Source organism: Micromonospora sp. NPDC005305 (assembly GCF_040607315.1).
Classification (GTDB): Bacteria; Actinomycetota; Actinomycetes; order Mycobacteriales; family Micromonosporaceae; genus Micromonospora.
In genome coordinates this window covers 98,333-115,466 of record NZ_JBEXGL010000007.1, presented here as the reverse complement: position 1 = coordinate 115,466, position 17,134 = coordinate 98,333, and the positions used below count along the sequence as shown (strand labels likewise).

The following is a 17,134-nucleotide window of genomic DNA, read 5'->3' as shown; positions in this document are numbered from 1 at the left end:
GGCACGTCCTCGGGACGCGCCGGCCGGATCGTCGGTGCCTGGGCGGGCAGGCTCACGCCTGCTTGGTCTCCCAGAAGATCTTGGAGATCTCGTCGATCTTCTGCAGCAGCTGGTCGGCGACCGCCGGGTCCATGCTGCCCTTGGCGCCGGCCGAGCCGGCGAGCTTGGTGGTCTCGTTGAACAGCTGGTGCAGGTGCGGGTACTTCTCGAAGTGCTGCGGCTTGAAGTAGTCGGTCCAGAGCACCCACAGGTGGTGCTTGACCAGGTCCGCCCGCTGCTCCTTGATCAGGATGGCGCGCGTGCGGTACTCCGGGTCGGTGTTGGCCTGGTACTTCTCGCAGATCATTTTGACCGACTCGGCCTCGATCCGGGCCTGCGCCGGGTCGTAGACGCCGCACGGCAGGTCGCAGTGCGCACTGGCGGTCACACGGGGCGTAAGGATGCGGGGAAGGCGCATCAGGGTCCTCCATGGGATGTTTGCGATGATCCAAGACGACACTACTCCTGGAGATGCTCCCCGGCGGGCGGGAGGTGAAACCCCATGGGTGCGGTGGATCACCAGTTGCGCGGGCTGCTCGTGCCGGTCCTCGTCACCGGCCCCTCCATGGCCCCGACCCTGCGGCACGGCGACGCCGTGCTGGTGCGGACCGGGGGCCGCCCGGTGCGCCCCGGCGACGTGGTGGTGGCCGTCTTCCGCAGCCGCCCCGACCTGCTCGTGGTCAAGCGCGCGGTTCGCCGGCAGGACGGCGGTTGGTGGCTGCGCGGCGACAACGACCTGGTCACCGACGACTCCCGGGCGTACGGGGTGGCCGACGTGCGGGGCCGGGTGGTCCTCCGGTACTGGCCGCGTCCCGGGCGGGTCACCGGCGGACCGCGTCGGATATGACCCCGATCACACCCTGGTGCGGCATGCCTGACTATGCTCGGAAAGTGCCCGGGTGACCCCCCGCACCGCCGCCCCGCTGGCCGCTGACCACGCGTGCCGAGCCGGCCGGTCCGTCTGCTCGACAGATCCTGGAGTCACCAATGTCTTCGTCCACCCCGGACCCCGCTGATCCCGTCTTCCGGCTGCACCTCGGCGGCAAGATGGCCGTCGCCTCGACCGTGCCGCTCACCAGCCGGGAGGACCTCTCCCTCGCGTACACCCCGGGTGTGGCCCGGGTCTGCGAGGCGATCGCCGCCGACCCCGACCTGGCCGACGACTACACCTGGGTGTCGCACACCGTCGCCGTGGTCACCGACGGTTCCGCCGTACTCGGCCTGGGCAACATCGGCCCGCGTGCCGCGCTGCCGGTGATGGAGGGCAAGGCGGTGCTGTTCAAGCAGTTCGCGGGCGTGGACGCCGTGCCGGTCTGCCTGGACACCCAGGACGTGGACGAGATCGTGGCGACGGTGCGGGCGCTCGCCCCCTCGTTCGGCGGGATCAACCTGGAGGACATCAGCGCCCCGCGCTGCTTCGAGGTGGAGCGCCGGCTGGACGAGGCGCTTCCCATCCCGGTCTTCCACGACGACCAGCACGGCACCGCCATCGTGGTGCTGGCCGCCCTGCGCAACGCCGCCACCCTCCTCAACCGCAAGCTGGGCGACCTGCGGGTGGCCGTCAGCGGGGCCGGCGCCGCCGGCGTGGCCGTGACGAAGATGCTGGTCGCCGGGGGCGTCAACCCGGACCAGGTGGTGGTCTGCGACTCCAAGGGCATCATCGGCCGGCACCGCGAGCTGACCGGGACCAAGGCCGAGCTGGCCGAGACGACCAACGCCGACGGGCGGCAGGGCGACATCACCGAGGCGCTGCGCGGCGCGGACGTCCTGGTCGGCGTCTCCGGCGGGCAGATCCCGGAGGCGGCGGTGGCCGGCATGGCGCCGGGCGGCATCGTCTTCGCGCTGGCCAACCCCACCCCGGAGGTGCACCCCGAGGTGGCCGCCCGGCACGTGGCCGTCGTGGCCACCGGGCGCAGCGACTACCCCAACCAGATCAACAACGTGCTGGCCTTCCCCGGCGTGTTCCGGGGCGCGCTGGACGCCCGGGCCACCCGGATCACCGACGGGATGAAGGTGGCCGCGGCCGACGCCATCGCCAACGTGGTGGCCGAGTCGCTGACGGCGGAGGCCATCGTGCCGTCCCCGCTCGACCCGCGGGTCGCCCCCGCGGTGGCGGAGGCGGTCGCCGAGGCGGCCCGCCGCGACGGGGTCGCCCGGCGCTGAACGTCGCGGAAGGGGACCATCCGCACGGCTTTTGTGGGGAAGGTCCCCTTCTGAACGAGCGCTCAGCTTGTTACGGTGCCGATCATGCGTGCTGCCTTCGCCTCGGCCTTCGACGCCGACAACCCGCTCGCCGCGCTCACCGTCGGCGACCGCCCCGAGCCGACCCACCCGGAGGACGACTGGGTCACCGTGCAGGTCCGGGCCAGCTCGCTCAACCACCACGACCTCTGGTCGCTGCGCGGGGTGGGCCTCAGCGCCGACCAGCTCCCCATGATCCTCGGCTGCGACGCGGTGGGCACCGACCCGGACGGCAACGAGGTGGTCGTCTACCCCGTGGTGCCCACCCGGGGCGACCCGCGCGGGGTCTCGATCCTCTCCGAGCACTTCGCCGGCACCTTCGCCGAGCGGGTGGCCGTACCCCGGGTGAACCTGCTGCCGCTGCCCGACGGACTCTCGGCGACCGACGCGGCCTGCCTGCCGACGGCCTGGCTCACCGCGTGGCGGATGCTCACCACCCGGGGCCGGGTCGGCGACGGCGAGTCCGTGCTGGTCCAGGGGGCCGGCGGGGGCGTCGCCACCGCGGCCGTCGCGCTCGGCGTGGCGCTCGGCAAGCGGGTGTACGCGACCAGCCGCGACGCCGCCAAGCGGGAGCGGATCACCGAGCTGGGCGCGACCGCGCTGGAGCCCGGCGCCCGCCTGCCCGAGCGGGTCGACGTGGTGATCGAGACGGTCGGCGCGGCCACCTTCGACCACTCGCTGAAGTCGGCCGCCCCGATGGCCCGGATCGTGGTCTCCGGCGCCACCGCCGGCCACGAGCCCAAGGTCAACCTGCGCCGGGTCTTCGCCATGCAGCTCGAGATCCTCGGCACCTCGATGGGCACTCCCGACGAGCTGACCCAGCTCCTGGCGTTCTGCGCCGAGCACGAGGTGCGCCCGCTGGTGGACAGCGTGGTGCCGTTCAGCCGGATCGAGGAGGCGTTCGCCCGCCTGCACTCCGGTGACGTCTTCGGCAAGGTCGTCGTCGACCACACCGCCTGACCGGCGACGCCACCCTGGGCGACCGGTCAGAGATGGTCGTCCAGGGTGGCCACGCCGCCGCGGGCGGCGTCGGCCGGGAGCCGCTTCTTCGCCGCCGCGTCGCCGTACAGCGTCCAGCGGAGGAACTCGACGGTGGTGTCGGCGACCACCCGCAGTGCCTTGCCGTCGCCGAGCAGGGCCCGCCCGTGGTCGCCGTCGGGCAGGCTGAGCATCGCCTTCGGCCACGGCACCGCGTCGTAGACCGCCTTGCCGGCGGCGTAACCCACCACCTCGTCGGCCTCGCCGTGCACGAACAGCTGCGGCGCCGCCGCCCCGGCGAACGCGGTGCCGACACCGAGCGCGGTGCCGGCGAAGACGATCCCGGCGTCCAGGCGCTCGTCCCGGCCCGCGGTGAACAGCCCGATCGTGGTCACCCCGCCCGCGCTGTGCCCGGTCGCGGCCACCCGCTCCGGGTCCAGCCGGCCGCGCAGCGGGTCGCCCGCCTTCCCGTCGAGGGCGAGCACCTGGGTCAGCACGTACGACACGTCGGCCGGCTGGTTGAGCACGTCGAGCGGGTTGCCGTCGCCACCGGCGCCGGTGTGCGGGAACTTCGGCGCGGCCACCACGAACCCGGCCGCCGCCCAGCGGGTCAGCAGCACCTGGTAGTCCTCCGGCCGGCCGCCCAGCCCGTGGCTGAACAGCACCACCGGGAACCGCCCGGCCGCCGCCGGCGCGGACCGCTCCGGCGTGCCACCGGCCTCGCCCCGCGCCGGGTACCAGAGGGTCACCGGCAGCGGGCGGTCGCCGTCGCGGTTCAGCTTCAACTGGCGTACGCCGACGGCGAAGCTCTTGCTGGGGGCGTGCCCGGCGGGCACCCGCGGGGCGGGCGTGGTGGCCTTCGGCGGGGCGTCGGGGGCGGGTCGCCCGGCCGGGGCGGACCCACCCGAGCAGCCGGCCAGACCCGTGCTGAGCAGGGCGGCAGCGGTGACGAGGGCGGCAGGACGACGGCGCATGAACACGATTGTGCCTCGCGCTCCCGGGTGACCGGCCGGCATCGCACCCAGGGTGACGCGATCGCCTCAACCGGTCGGCGGCCGCCCCGCCCGCAGCCGGGCCAGGTCGGCGGCGTCCTTCCCCCGGCGGGGCCGGTCGGGCATCCAGACCGGGTACATCTCCTTGAACTCGATCTGGGCGGCCACGCTGATCACCGGGGCGGTGTCCGGGCCGATCCGGCCCGGCGGGGCCTCCAGCATCCCCTCCGGCAGCGGCGTGCCGGTCCACGGCCCGGCACCGACCACCACCCGACCCGCCGGGTCCCGGTCCAGGTACGCGAAGCTCAGCTCGACGTCACCCCGGACGAGGTCGAGCTGCTTCTCGACCGGCATCCGGGGGTCGGGAGCCCAGCCCTGCCCGCCGAGCCGGGCCGCCAGCGGGCCGGCGTCGCGCCGCCAGCAGTACCAGTCGACGTCCACGTGCGGCCGGCTCACCGCGCCGAGGTGGAAGTCCATCGCCCACCCGCCGCGCAGCCACACCGCGATCCCGGCCGCGCCGGCCAGCGCGACCACCTCGCGGATCGCGTCGAGTTGCCGCCCGGCCAGCCCGTCCACCCGCGCGACGCTACCGCCCGCCCGCCGGCCGGCCGCACCGCCCCGCGCGGCGGGCTCGCCCGCTGGCCGGCCGCGCCGCGTCGCGCCGCGGGCTCGCCCGCTGGCCCGTGCCCACCGACCACGTCGGCGGGTCGCGGCGGTCCGGCGGGTTGATCGACTCCGGCTCGGCGAGGTGGCGGGGTCCGGGGCCGTCGGACACCGCCAGGTCGCCGAGCCGGAGTCGATCACGCGGTTCGCCGGGCTCAGTCGGGCATGGCGCGCGTCGTGAGGGTGGTGACGCCGGGGAGGCGGGCGTCGACGGGCAGCCGGTCCCGCGAGCGCCGGTCGTCGTAGAGGGTCCACCGGAGGAAGTCGGTGCTGGCGGCGAGGACCTGCGCGAACCCGGGGAGGCCCGGGGTCAGGTACTCGCCGTGGCCCTGCCCGGGGAGGCTCAGGAAGGCGGCCGGCCCGAGGCTGCGGGCGTACGCGGCCCGGCCGACCGACTCGGGCACGACCGGGTCCGCGCCGCCGTGCACGAAGAGCAGGGGCGCCACCGGGCCGGCGAAGCTGCCGGCCAGCCCGCCGCCGGCCATGACGATGCCGGCGCGCAGCCGCGCGGAGTGCCCCGAGGTGAACATGCCGGCCGTGGTGAAGCCGCCCGCCGAGTGCCCGGCGGCGGCGAACCGGTCCACCGCGAGGTGCCCGGCGAGCGGGTCCCCGCGCCGGGCGTCGAGGCGGACCAGGTGGCGGATCAGCCGCCAGCCGTCGGCGGGCTGGTTCCGCACGTCGGCCCGCGTGAAGTCGCGCGACCGCAGGTTGGTCCGCGGGTAGGCCGGCGCGGCCACCACGAACCCGGCCGCCGCCCAGCGGGTCGTCAACGCGGCGTGCAGCTCGGGGAGACTGCGCAGGCCGTGGCTGTGGACGACCACCGGGAACCGCCCGGCCGCCACCGGCGCGCCGGGCCGCGGAACCGGCCCGGCGCCGTCGGTCGAGCCGGTCGCTGCGCCGTCGGTCGGGCCAGGTTGTTGGTCGGGGCGGGTCAGCGCGCCGTCGGTCGGGCCGGTCACCGCGCCGTCGGTCGGGCCGGTCTCTGCGCCGTCGGTCGGGCCGGTCTCTGCGCCGTCGGTCGGGCCGGCTTGTTGGTCGGGGCCGGTCACCGCTTGGTCGGGGCCGGTCACTGTGTTGCCGGTCGGGTCGGGCGTCGATCGGGCGGTGGCGGGGACCGGGGTGGCGGGCTCCGCCGGGTACCAGACGGTGACCGGCAGCGGCCGGGGGCCGTCGGGATCGACGACGAACTGGCGAACCCCCACGGCGTACGGCCGCAGCGGCGCCGGGTGGAAGGACGGGACCCGGTCGTCGGGGGCGGCGGCCGCCGGGCCGCAACCGGCCACCAGCGCCACCAGCAGCGCGGCGGTCGGCCGCTGCACCCTCACCCCCTCACGGTAGGCGGCCGGCCGGCCGGTCCGGCCCCGCCGACCGGGCCGACGCGCCTCCACCGCCCGGACCGGGGTGACCGTCACCGGCCCGGCGGGATCATCCGCGTCGCTCGGCTTCGCTAGGGTCACGCCCATGGCTGAGAACTACACCGACCCGAGTGGCAACACCGCACAGTTCCGTGCCTTCGTGGACTCGCCCGAGAGCGCGTCGACGGCGGCCGGGACACCGTCCCGGCTGCCGCTGTTCGCCGGCATCGGCGTCGCCGCCGTCGTGGTGGTCGCCCTCATCGTCTGGCTGGCCCTGGGCTGATCCCCTTCGTGCGTTGACCATGAGGTTGACGGCGCGGGTCGCCTGAGTTCGTGCCGCCAACCTCATGATCAACGGGGCGAAATGCCGGTCAGAGGTCGAGCACGTCCCGGGTCTGCCGGGCGATCTCGCGCTCCTCGTCCGTGGCGACCACGCAGACCGTGACCTCGGCGCCGTCGGGGGAGATGACCCGGTCGCCGGTGCCGGCGTTGCGCGCCGGGTCCACGGCGATGCCGAGCCGGTCCAGGCCGGCCAGCACCGCGGCGCGGACCGGGGCGGCGTGCTCGCCGACCCCGGCCGTGAAGGTGACCGCGTCGACGCGCCCGAGCAGGGCGTAGTACGCGCCCACGTACCCGGTGATCCGGCGGCGGTAGACGTCGAACGCGAGCGCGGCGGCTCGGTCGCCGGCGTCCCGGCGGGCCAGCACCTCGCGCATGTCGTTGACCCCGGTGAGCCCGAGCAGGCCGCTGCGGTGGTTGAGCAGGTCGTCGATGTCGTCCACGCCCATGCCGGCCTCGCGGCGCAGGTGGAAGATGATCGTCGGGTCGAGGTCCCCGCTGCGGGTGCCCATGACCAGGCCCTCCAGCGGCGACATGCCCATCGAGGTGGCCACGCTCCGCCCGCCCTGGACGGCGCAGGCGCTCGCCCCGTTGCCCAGGTGCAGGGTGATGGTGTTCAACTCGCCGTACGGCCGGTCGAGCAGTTCCGCCGTGCGCCGCGAAACGTACGCGTGCGAGGTGCCGTGGAAGCCGTATCGGCGCACGCCGTACCGTTCGGCGACCTGCCGGTCGATGGCGTAGGTGGCGGCGGCCTCGGGCAGCGTGTGGTGGAACGCGGTGTCGAAGACGGCGACCTGCGGGGTGTCCGGCAGTGCCTCCCGGGCCACCCGGATGCCGGCCAGGTTCGCCGGGTTGTGCAGCGGTGCGAGCGGGATGAGGTCCTCGATGGCCGCGACCACCGCGTCGTCGATCCGCACCGGCGCGCTGAACTTACGCCCGCCGTGCACCACCCGGTGCCCCACCCCGGTCAGCCCCGCCAGGTCGAGCCCCTCGATGATCTGCCGCACCGCGCTCTCGTGGTCGGCCGGCCCGCCGCCCGGCTCGGCGACCCGCTCGACGGTGCCCTTGTCGCGGACCTCGTCGCCGTCGTAGAGCCGGTACTTGACCGACGAGGACCCGCAGTTGAGGACCAGGATCCGGTTCATTCCGACTCCCCGGCGGCGGCCTGGATGGCGGTGATCGCCACCGTGTTGACGATGTCCGGCACGGTGGCCCCCCGGGACAGGTCGTTGACCGGCCGGCGCAGGCCCTGCATGACCGGGCCGACCGCCACCGCGCCGGCCGAGCGCTGCACCGCCTTGTAGGTGTTGTTGCCGGTGTTCAGGTCCGGGAAGATGAACACCGTGGCCCGCCCCGCCACCGGGCTGTCCGGCAGCTTGGTGGCCGCGACCTGCGGGTCGATCGCCGCGTCGTACTGGATCGGGCCCTCCACGAGCAGCTCCGGCCGGCGCTCCCGGACCAGCTTGGTGGCCGCCGCGACCTTCTCCACGTCGGCCCCGAAGCCGGAGTCGCCCGTCGAGTAGGACAGCATGGCCACCCGCGGTTCGATGCCGAACCGGGCGGCCGTGTCGGCCGAGGAGACGGCGATGTCGGCGAGCTGGGCGGCGTCCGGGTCGGGGTTCACCGCGCAGTCGCCGTAGACCAGCACGCGGTCGGCGAGCAGCATGAAGAACACGCTGGAGGCGACCGAGACGCCCGGCACGGTCCGGATGATCTCGAAGGCCGGCCGGATGGTGGCCGCCGTGGTGTGGGTGGCCCCGGAGACCATGCCGTCGGCGCGGCCGGTCTGCACCATCATGGTGCCGAAGTAGTTGGGCTGGGCCACGATGTCGTGCGCCAGCTCGACGGTCACGCCGCGGTGCGCGCGCAGCTCCGCGTAGACGGCGGCGAACTCGTCCCGCCACTCGCTGGCGACCGGGTCGACCACCTGCGCGTCGCCGACGTCGATCCCCAGCTCGCGGGTGCGCCGCGCCACCTCGTCGGGGCGGCCGAGCAGGGTCAGGTCGGCGACGCCCCGGCGCAGCAGCACCTCCGCGGCGCGGAGGATGCGCTCCTCGGTGCCCTCGGGCAGCACCAGCCGGCGGCGCTGCCCCCGGGCCCGGTCGATGAGGTCGTTCTCGAACATCAGCGGGGTGACCCGCTCGGACCGGCTGACCCGCAGCCGGCGGGCCAGGTCGGCGGTGTCCACGCAGCGTTCGAAGGCGCCCAGCGCGGCCTCCACCTTGCGGGGGTTCGCCACGCTGGGCCGGCCCTCGATGCGGCTGGACGCCGCGACCGTGTCGTAGCTGTCGCTGGTCACCGACAGCACGGCCAGCCCGGTGTTCAGCGCCTCGAACAGCCGCATCGCCCGCGGGTCGGGTTGCTCGCCGAGGGTGAGCACGAGGCCGGCCAGGGAGACCTGCCCCGCCACGTGCGCGGCGCCCGCCGCCACGAGCAGGTCGTCCCGGTCGCCCGGGGTGATCATCAGCGCCCCGTCGGTGAAGTGGTCCAGCAGGGTGGGCACGTGCGCGGCGCCGACCACGTAGTCGAGCACGTCGCGATCCAGCGCGGCCTGGTCACCGGCGAGCAGGGTGGCGCCGAGCGCCGCCGAGACCTCCGCCACCGTCGGCGCCGACACGGTCGGCACCTCCGGAATGGCGTACGCGGGGACGGGCAGCTCGGGCAGCGTCATCGGCCCGGGGACGCGGTTGGCGACCACCGCCACCACGGTCGCCCCCAGGTCCTCCAGGTCGTGGTACGCCCCGCGCAGCGCGGCCGCGATCGCCTCGGGCGGCTGCCCGAACCCGTCCACCACGGGCACCACCACGCTGCTGAACTCGGTCGCCAGCCGGGCGTTGAACGCCAGCTCGCGGGCGCCCGCGCCGTCGCCGTCGGCGAAGTCGCTGCCCACCACGACCACCGCGGGGCAGTGCCGCTCGACCGCCCGGTAGCGGGCCACGATGCGGGCGATCAGCTCGTCCCGGCGGCCGTCCGCGACCAGGGCGGCGGCCTCGGCGTAGGTCGCGCCGTGCAGCTCGTCGATCGGCAGCCGCACCCGGTAGCGCTCGGTGAGCAGGGCGAGGATCGGGTCGGGGCGCTGACCGGAGACCAGCGGCCGGAAGGCGCCGATCCGTTCGACCTGCCGGGACAGCAGCTCGGCCAGCCCGAGCGCGACCGTCGACTTGCCCCCGCCCGACCCCACGCTGGTCAGGTACACGCTGCGCGCCACGACCTCACGCTACAAGATCGCGGGGTGCCTCGCCCGGGTCCTCCGGCCCGTCATCCGGGCCCCGGCAGCGGCGGCTCAGGCGGCCGGTGCCAGCTCCCGCTCGTACACCTGCCCGGTCAGCTCGGCGCCGAAGCTGTGGTGGGTCTCCTCCTCGACCAGGCGGAAGCCCCGGGAGAGGTAGATCCGGCGGGCGGCGACCAGGGGATGGTTGGTCCAGAGCCGGATGCGGGCGTATCCCGCCCGCCGGGCGAAGGCCAGGCACTCGTCGACCAGCCGCTCGCCGAGCCGCTGTCCCCTGGCCGCCGGGTCGACCAGCAGGATGCGCAGCTGGGCCGTCCGCTGGTCGGCCGCCACGCAGAAGACGCAGCCGGCCCGCTCGCCGTCGACCTCGGCGATCCAGGCGGCCTCGCGGGCCGGGTCGTGGCCGGCCGCGTAGTCGGCGACGATGCGCGCCACGAGCGCCTCGAAGCTGGTGTCCCAGCCGAACTCGGCGGCGTACGTCTCGCCGTGTGCCAGCACCACCCAGCCGAGGTCGCCGGGACGGCCCAGCGGACGAATGAGGATCTCCGCGCTCATCGACACCCCTCCACTACTGAAACAGTCGTTTCAGTGGCAGAGTAGCGCCGTGAGCCAGCACGAGCGACCCCGCAGCGCCCGCCGCGACGAACTCCTGGAACAGGCGTACCGGTACGCCCTGGCGCACGGCCTGGCCGAGCTGTCGCTGCGCCCGCTCGCCGCCGCCATCGGGTCCAGCCCCCGGGTCCTGCTGTTCCTGTTCGGCTCCAAGGACCAGCTCATCCGTGCCCTGCTCGGCCGGGCCCGGGCCGACGAGCTGGCCGCGCTCCGGGCGGCCCGGGAGGCGGGCGGCGGCGACGACCTCGCCGCCGCGGTGCGCGCCACCTGGGGCTGGCTCGTGGACCCCGCGCACCGGCCGATGCTGGTCCTCTGGGTCCAGGCGTACGCCCGCTCGCTGAGCGAGCCGGACGGGCCGTGGGCGGGATTCGCCCGGCAGACCGTGGAGGACTGGCTCGGGCTGCTGGGCGGGACCGACGGCGGGATCGACGGCGGGACCGCCGGCGGCACCGATGCGGCCCTCGGCCTGACGGTGCTGCGCGGCGCCCTGCTCGACCTGCTGGCCACCGGCGACGTCGAACGGGCGACGGCGGCCGTCGAGCGCTACCTGTCCCTGATCGGGTCGCCGGCCCGCTGAACGCGGCGCGGCGTCCTACTCGTCGTCCTCGTCGTCCAGCCGCGCCAGCCAGGTGGCGAACCGCTCGATCGGGGTCTCGAACTCCGGGTTCAGGTCGACGAAGTCACGGAGCCGCTCGCCGAGCCACTCCAGGCTGACCTGCTCGTCGCCCCGGCGTTGGACCAGTTCCTCGATGCCACGGTCGGTGAAGTACATGTGCGTCCTCTCGCGGGAGAAGGGGCCGCCACACCGACGAAGGGCAGCGGCCGTCGTGCGGTCGCTGCCCCTCGTGCCGGCGGTGCGGTCAGGTCACGGGCGGGGGAGAGCCGCCTCGATCAGCGCGTTCTGCTCGACCTCGTGCATCTTCGCCGAGCCGACCGACGGGGCGGCGGCGGCCGGGCGTGAGATGCGGCGCAGTCGGACCTCGGGCAGGTGCTCCAGCAGGTTGAGCGCGACGAACGACCAGGCGCCCTGGTTGGCCGGCTCCTCCTGGACCCAGGCGAAGTCCTCGGCGTTCGGGTACTGCGACAGGGCGGCCCGGACCTCCTCGACGGGCAGCGGGTAGAGCTGCTCCATCCGCAGGATCACCGTGTCGGTCACGCTCCGCTCCTGCCGGGCCTGGAACAGGTCGTAGTAGACCTTGCCCGAGCAGAGCAGCACCCGCTTCACCTGCTCCGGCGCCGGGGCGGCGGTGTCGGCCAGCACCGGCTGGAAGGTGCCCGTGGTGAAGTCCTCCACCTGCGACACGCAGAGCTTGTGGCGCAGCAGCGACTTCGGGGTGAACACCACCAACGGCTTGCGCTTCGGCGACAGGGCCTGGCGGCGCAGCAGGTGGAAGTAGTTCGCCGGGGTGGTCGGGATGGCCACCCGCATGTTGTCCTCGGCGCAGAGCTGGAGGAACCGCTCCGGGCGACCGGAGGTGTGGTCCGGGCCCTGGCCCTCGTGGCCGTGCGGCAGCAGCAGGGTGACCGCGGAGCGCTGGCCCCACTTCACCTCGCCCGACGAGATGAACTCGTCGATCACCGACTGGGCGCCGTTGACGAAGTCACCGAACTGGGCCTCCCAGGCGACCAGCGCGTTGATGTTCTCCACCGAGTAGCCGTACTCGAAGCCCATTGCCGCGTATTCGGAGAGCAGCGAGTCGTGCACGAAGAAGCGGGACCGCTCGCCGTCGGCGGTGAGCGACTTCAGCGGCAGGTAGTCGTCGCCGGTCTTCGCGTCGACCACCGACGCGTGCCGCTGGACGAAGGTGCCCCGGCGGGAGTCCTGCCCGGCGAGCCGGACGGTGACCCCGTCGTGCAGCAGCGCGCCGAACGCGATGATCTCGCCGAAGCCCCAGTCGATGCCGCCCTCGACGGACATCTTGCGCCGCCGCTCCAGCAGCTGCTGGATCCGCTTGTGCGGGGTGAAGCCCTCCGGCAGGTTGACGTGCGCCTCGCCGACCGCCTTGACCACGGCGGCGTCGGTGGCGGTGTCGACCTGCGGCTCCGGCTCCTCCTCGCGGCGCGGCCGGCTGAGCTGGCGCGGCGTGGTGGCGGCGTCCCGGGTGGCCTTGAAGACCCGCTCCAGCTGCGACTGGTAGTCGCGCAGCAGCTCCTCCGCGTCCTCCACGGTGATGTCGCCCCGCCCGATGAGCTCCTCGGTGTAGAGCTTCCGGACCGACCGCTTCGAGTCAATGATCTTGTACATCTGGGGGTTGGACATCGACGGGTCGTCGCCCTCGTTGTGCCCGCGCCGGCGGTAGCAGACCATGTCGATCACGACGTCCTTGTTGAACGCCTGCCGGTACTCGAAGGCGAGCCGGGCCACCCGGACGACGGCCTCGGGGTCGTCGCCGTTGACGTGGAAGATCGGCGCCTGGATCATCCGGGCCACGTCGGTGCTGTAGAGGCTGGACCGGCTGTATTCCGGGGCGGTGGTGAAGCCGACCTGGTTGTTGACCACCACGTGCACGGTGCCGCCGGTGCGGTAGCCGCGCAGCTGGGACAGGTTGAGGGTCTCGGCGACCACGCCCTGGCCGGCGAAGGCCGCGTCACCGTGCACCGCCAGCGGCAGCACGGTGTAGCCCTCCAGCTTGAGGTCGATCCGGTCCTGCTTGGCCCGGACGATGCCCTCCAGCACCGGGTCCACGGCCTCCAGGTGCGACGGGTTCGCCACCACCGACACCTTGACCGCGTGCGCGCCGTCCGGGGTGGTGAACTTGCCGTTCTGGCCGAGGTGGTACTTCACGTCGCCCGAGCCCTGGGTGGAGCGCGGGTCGAGGTGCCCCTCGAACTCGGAGAAGATCTTCTCGTACGGCTTGCCGACGATGTTGGCCAGCACGTTGAGCCGGCCGCGGTGGGCCATGCCGATCACGACCTCGTCCAGGCCGCCCTCGGCGGAGCACTCCAGCACCTCGCCGAGCAGCGGGATCAGCGATTCGCCGCCCTCCAGCGAGAAGCGCTTCTGGCCGACGTACTTGGTCTGGAGGAAGGTCTCGAACGCCTCGGCCGCGTTGAGCCGGTTGAGCACGTGCTTCTGCTCTTCCGCGCTGGGCTTCTCGTACTTGCGCTCGACCCGCTCCTGGATCCAGCGCCGCTCCTCCGGGTCCTGGATGTGCATGTACTCGATGCCGACGCGGCGGCAGTAGGAGTCGCGCAGCACGCCGAGGATCGAGCGCAGCTTCATCCGCTGCCGGCCGGCGAAGCCGTTGACCGGGAACACCCGGTCCAGGTCCCACAGGGTCAGCCCGTGCTGGAGGACGTCCAGGTCGGGGTGCTTGCGGATCTTGAACTCGAGCGGGTCGGTGTCGGCCATCAGGTGGCCGCGCACCCGGTACGCGTGGATCAGCTCGTGCACCCGCGCGGTCTTGTTGATCTGGCCCTCGGAGTCGACGGCCACGTCCTGCACCCAGCGCACCGGCTCGTAGGGGAGGCGCAGCGAGGTGAAGATCTGGTCGTAGAAGCCGCGCTCGCCGAGCAGCAGCTCGTGCATCACCTTGAGGAACTCGCCGGACTGCGCGCCCTGGATGATCCGGTGGTCGTACGTGCTGGTCAGCGTGATGATCTTGCTGACCGCCAGGTCGGCCAGGGTCGCCTCGCTCATGCCCTGGTAGGGCGCCGGATATTCCATGGCGCCGACGCCGATGATGGCGCTCTGGCCCTGCATGAGGCGCGGGATCGAGTGGACCGTGCCGATGCCGCCCGGGTTGGTCAGCGAGATCGTGGTGCCGGAGTAGTCCTCCATGGTCAGCTCGTTGCGGCGGGCACGCCGGACCACGTCCTCGTACGCCTGCCAGAACTGCCGGAAGTCCATCTGCTCGCAGCCCTTGATGGAGGGCACCACCAGGTTGCGGGAGCCGTCCGGCTTGGCCAGGTCGATGGCGATGCCCAGGTTGACGTGCTCGGGGCGGACCATCGCGGGCTTGCCGTCGACCTCGGCGAAGGAGTTGTTCATCTCCGGGTGCTCGACAAGCGCCCGGACCAGCGCGTAGCCGATCAGGTGGGTGAAGCTCACCTTGCCGCCGCGGCCGCGGGCCAGGTGGTTGTTGATCACGATGCGGTTGTCCACCAGCAGCTTCGCCGGCACCGCGCGGACGCTGGTCGCGGTCGGCACGGCGAGCGAGGCGTCCATGTTCTGCACGATCTTGGCGGCGATCCCGCGCAGCGGGGTGGTGCCGGCGGCGCTCGCGGTCGGCGCCTTGGCGGCCGGCTTGGCCGGGGCGGCCTTCTTCGCCGGAGCCGGCTCCGGGGCCTTCGCCGCCGGCTTGGCGGCCGGCTTCGCGGGGGCGGGCTTGGCGGCGGGCTGCTGGGTGACCGTGGCGACGGCCTCCTGCTGCTCGGCCGGCTCGGGGCGGACGGGCGGCTTGGCCGGGGCGGCCTGGGCCTCGGGGCGCGGGGTGGCGGCACCGGGCGCCGGCCGGTAGTCGGCGAAGAAGTCGTGCCAGGCCGAGTCGACGCTCGAGGGGTCGGCGAGATAGCGCTGGTACATCTCCTCGACGATCCACTCGTTCGGGCCGAAACCCGCCAGTGGGTTCTCCTGCGAAGTCTGCTGGGTCGACACGGCCGCTAATCGCCTCTTTCACGCGGTTGTGAATGTCACGCGGGCGCTCCCGGGCCCGTCTCCGGGCGCACGAGAGACGGGTCCCAGGCTACGCCGTGCGATCGACGCAGGCATTCTCGCCTCCGGCTGGTGGTCCGTTTCACAGAAGATGCCAGAAGTTCGGCAAACGCTGCGTGTCCCCTCCACTCCTGCTAGACAGCGACGGCCCCGGCCGGTGACGCAGGGTCACCGGCCGGGGCCGTGTCGGGTAGCCGACTCAGGAGATGTCGCGACGCCGGATGGTCAGCACGCCGATCACGCCGGTCAGCACGGCGTAACCGATCAGCACGGCGGCGCCGGCCCAGCGTGGCGGGTTGCCGGGAATCTGGGTGTCGCCGCTCACCATCAGGCCGGACGCCAGCGACGGCACCAGCAGCTGGAGCTTGTTGATCCAGTCGCCGAAGCGCTGGGCCAGCAGGCTGATGGCGATGGCGGCGCCGATGGTGCCGCCCAGGTAGAGCAGGATCCCGGTCACCGTGGCCCCGATCTGGCTCCGGATCAGGACGCCGAGGCCGACGCCGAGCACGGACCAGAGCAGGTAGGCCAGCCCGTTCAGCGCCATCGCCCGCCAGACCGCCCCGCTGCCGAGCTGCGTGCCGACGTCCGTGGCGTTGAGGACCAGCGGCGCGAAGATCAGGTTGAGCACGGTGGTGCCCACCCAGAACACCAGCGCCAGCACGCCGGCGGCGGCCAGCTTGGCCAGCATCACGGCGGTGCGGTGGGGCGCCGTGAGGAACGTGGTGGTCACCGTCTGGTGGAAGAACTCGCTGGTCACCACCACGATGCCGAGCAGCATCACGATGAGCAGGCCGAAGAACTGCCCGTTGGTGTAGAGGTTGGCCGCCAGGTTGTCCGCGGCCCCGGCCGCCTGCAACGTGTCGGCCTGGTCGGCCGGCACGTCGCCCACGTTCCCGCTGGTGAGGGCGTCGGTCTGCAACCAGTTGAAGAGCAGCGCGAGCGCCCACAGCGGCACCGTGATCAGCGCGAAGATCCACCAGGTGTTGGTGGAACGGATCTTGAGGAGCTCGGATCGGACCAGGTTCATCGGATCTCCGCCTTTCCGGCCGTCAGCTCCAGGAAGACCCCTTCGAGGTCGGGGCGTTCGGTGGTCAGCTCGTGCAGCTCCACCTTGGCGGCCAGGGCCACCCGGCCGACCGTCGGCGCGTCCGCCCCGCTCACCAGCAGCGCGCCGTGCCCGTCGGCGTCCACCGTGGCCGCCTGCTCGCGCAGCGCCGCGGTCAGCTCGTCGGCCTGCGGGGTGCGCACCCGCACCCGGGCGCCGTGCGTCATCGACGCCATCACCTGCTCGACCGGGCCCTGCCGGACCAGCTTGCCGGCCGCGATGATGACCACGTCGTCGGCGAGCAGCTGCATCTCGGAGAGCAGGTGGCTGGAGACCAGCACCGTGCGCCCCTCGGTGGCCAGCCCCTTGAGGAAGCCGCGCATCCAGCGGATCCCCTCCGGGTCCAGGCCGTTGGCCGGCTCGTCGAGGATCAGCACCCGCGGGTCACCGAGCATGGCGGCCGCGATACCGAGCCGCTGCTTCATGCCCAGCGAGTAGCCCTTGAACTTCCGCTTCGCGGCCGGGGTCAGCCCGACCAGGGCGAGCGCCTCGTCGGCCCGCTGGCGGGGCAGGCCCGCCGCCGCGCAGATCACCCGCAGGTGGTTGATCCCGGTGCGGCCCTTGTGCGCGCTGGACGCCTCCAGGACCGCGCCCACCGTGCGCAGCGGGTCGGGAAGGTCGGCGTACCGGCTGCCGCCGATGGTGGCCTCACCCGCGGTCGGCGTGACCAGGTTGAGCAGCATGCGCAGGGTGGTCGTCTTCCCGGCGCCGTTCGGGCCGAGGAAGCCGGTGACCCGCCCCGGCTGGACGGTGAAGGACAGGTTGTCCACCGCCCGGACGTTCTTGTATACCTTCGTCAGCCCGGACACCACGATCTGGCCGGTCCCGGCACTGGGGCTTGGCTGCCCGTCGGACATCGTTCTCCTCTCCTGCCCCGGCGGGCTCGACGCACGCCGGTGGGGGGCGCCGTTGCGGGGGCGCCGTGCA

Annotated in this window: 16 protein-coding genes; 5 read left to right on the top strand and 11 right to left on the bottom strand. The window is 73.5% G+C overall.

Annotation, left to right across the window (positions count from 1 at the left end; translation table 11 throughout):
• Positions 1 to 52: 52 nt before the first annotated feature.
• Positions 53 to 457: a superoxide dismutase, Ni gene (gene sodN / locus ABZS80_RS14330; protein ID WP_355056125.1), complete on the bottom strand. Its 405-nt coding sequence runs from the start codon at positions 455 to 457 to the stop codon at positions 53 to 55.
• An 84-nt stretch (positions 458 to 541) separates the two neighbouring features.
• Here sodN and ABZS80_RS14325 point away from each other — a divergent pair, with 84 nt between their 5' ends.
• From ABZS80_RS14325 to ABZS80_RS14315, 3 genes are all read left to right on the top strand, one after another.
• The gene (locus tag ABZS80_RS14325) at positions 542 to 886 is read left to right on the top strand and encodes a S24/S26 family peptidase (protein ID WP_355056124.1); all 345 of its coding nucleotides are present in this window, start codon (positions 542 to 544) and stop codon (positions 884 to 886) included.
• A gap of 140 nt (positions 887 to 1,026) precedes the next feature.
• The gene (locus ABZS80_RS14320; RefSeq protein ID WP_355056123.1) at positions 1,027 to 2,202 is read left to right on the top strand and encodes an NADP-dependent malic enzyme; all 1,176 of its coding nucleotides are present in this window, start codon (positions 1,027 to 1,029) and stop codon (positions 2,200 to 2,202) included.
• A 75-nt stretch (positions 2,203 to 2,277) separates the two neighbouring features.
• Positions 2,278 to 3,240: a zinc-binding dehydrogenase gene (locus ABZS80_RS14315; protein WP_355056122.1), complete on the top strand. Its 963-nt coding sequence runs from the start codon at positions 2,278 to 2,280 to the stop codon at positions 3,238 to 3,240.
• A 26-nt stretch (positions 3,241 to 3,266) separates the two neighbouring features.
• Here the strand turns inward: ABZS80_RS14315 and ABZS80_RS14310 are convergent, their stop codons facing one another.
• The 3 genes from ABZS80_RS14310 to ABZS80_RS14300 all read right to left on the bottom strand — a co-directional run bounded on the left by ABZS80_RS14310 (position 3,267) and on the right by ABZS80_RS14300 (position 6,238).
• Positions 3,267 to 4,232 carry a chlorophyllase gene (locus ABZS80_RS14310; protein ID WP_355056121.1) on the bottom strand — a complete coding sequence of 322 codons (966 nt, stop codon included), beginning with the start codon at positions 4,230 to 4,232 and terminating at the stop codon, positions 3,267 to 3,269.
• A 66-nt stretch (positions 4,233 to 4,298) separates the two neighbouring features.
• A complete protein-coding gene (locus ABZS80_RS14305) occupies positions 4,299 to 4,826 on the bottom strand; it encodes an aminoglycoside adenylyltransferase (RefSeq protein ID WP_355056120.1) in 528 nt (175 codons plus the stop codon).
• Between the two features lie 242 nt (positions 4,827 to 5,068).
• Complete coding sequence (locus tag ABZS80_RS14300) at positions 5,069 to 6,238, bottom strand: alpha/beta hydrolase (RefSeq protein ID WP_355056119.1); 1,170 nt, start codon at positions 6,236 to 6,238, stop codon at positions 5,069 to 5,071.
• Positions 6,239 to 6,374: 136 nt separating this feature from the next.
• On the opposite strand from ABZS80_RS14300, the gene ABZS80_RS14295 reads away from it, so the two are divergent.
• Entirely contained in the window at positions 6,375 to 6,551 is a 177-nt protein-coding gene (locus tag ABZS80_RS14295; RefSeq protein ID WP_192579884.1) for a hypothetical protein, read from the top strand.
• Positions 6,552 to 6,639: 88 nt separating this feature from the next.
• Here the strand turns inward: ABZS80_RS14295 and ABZS80_RS14290 are convergent, their stop codons facing one another.
• From ABZS80_RS14290 to ABZS80_RS14280, 3 genes are all read right to left on the bottom strand, one after another.
• Positions 6,640 to 7,752: an acetate kinase gene (locus ABZS80_RS14290; RefSeq protein WP_355056118.1), complete on the bottom strand. Its 1,113-nt coding sequence runs from the start codon at positions 7,750 to 7,752 to the stop codon at positions 6,640 to 6,642.
• Positions 7,749 to 9,815, bottom strand: coding sequence for a phosphate acetyltransferase (gene pta, locus ABZS80_RS14285; protein WP_355056117.1), 2,067 nt, complete (start codon positions 9,813 to 9,815; stop codon positions 7,749 to 7,751). Before pta ends, ABZS80_RS14290 begins: the two co-directional genes overlap by 4 nt.
• Positions 9,816 to 9,890: 75 nt before the next feature.
• Positions 9,891 to 10,391: a GNAT family N-acetyltransferase gene (locus tag ABZS80_RS14280; RefSeq protein WP_355056116.1), complete on the bottom strand. Its 501-nt coding sequence runs from the start codon at positions 10,389 to 10,391 to the stop codon at positions 9,891 to 9,893.
• Positions 10,392 to 10,440: 49 nt separating this feature from the next.
• On the opposite strand from ABZS80_RS14280, the gene ABZS80_RS14275 reads away from it, so the two are divergent.
• Positions 10,441 to 11,025: a TetR family transcriptional regulator gene (locus tag ABZS80_RS14275; protein WP_355056115.1), complete on the top strand. Its 585-nt coding sequence runs from the start codon at positions 10,441 to 10,443 to the stop codon at positions 11,023 to 11,025.
• Between the two features lie 15 nt (positions 11,026 to 11,040).
• On the opposite strand, the gene ABZS80_RS14270 is transcribed toward ABZS80_RS14275, so the two are convergent.
• From ABZS80_RS14270 to ABZS80_RS14255, 4 genes are all read right to left on the bottom strand, one after another.
• The gene (locus ABZS80_RS14270) at positions 11,041 to 11,220 is read right to left on the bottom strand and encodes a DUF6104 family protein (RefSeq protein WP_151463616.1); all 180 of its coding nucleotides are present in this window, start codon (positions 11,218 to 11,220) and stop codon (positions 11,041 to 11,043) included.
• 93 nt (positions 11,221 to 11,313) lie between these two features.
• Positions 11,314 to 15,045 (bottom strand): multifunctional oxoglutarate decarboxylase/oxoglutarate dehydrogenase thiamine pyrophosphate-binding subunit/dihydrolipoyllysine-residue succinyltransferase subunit, encoded by a 3,732-nt coding sequence (locus ABZS80_RS14265; protein WP_355056114.1) that lies wholly within the window; start codon positions 15,043 to 15,045, stop codon positions 11,314 to 11,316.
• A 256-nt stretch (positions 15,046 to 15,301) separates the two neighbouring features.
• Positions 15,302 to 16,129 carry an ABC transporter permease gene (locus ABZS80_RS14260; protein ID WP_151463618.1) on the bottom strand — a complete coding sequence of 276 codons (828 nt, stop codon included), beginning with the start codon at positions 16,127 to 16,129 and terminating at the stop codon, positions 15,302 to 15,304.
• Positions 16,126 to 17,064, bottom strand: coding sequence for an ATP-binding cassette domain-containing protein (locus tag ABZS80_RS14255; RefSeq protein ID WP_151463619.1), 939 nt, complete (start codon positions 17,062 to 17,064; stop codon positions 16,126 to 16,128). The genes ABZS80_RS14260 and ABZS80_RS14255 overlap by 4 nt, the downstream gene beginning before the upstream one ends.
• Positions 17,065 to 17,134: the final 70 nt, after the last annotated feature.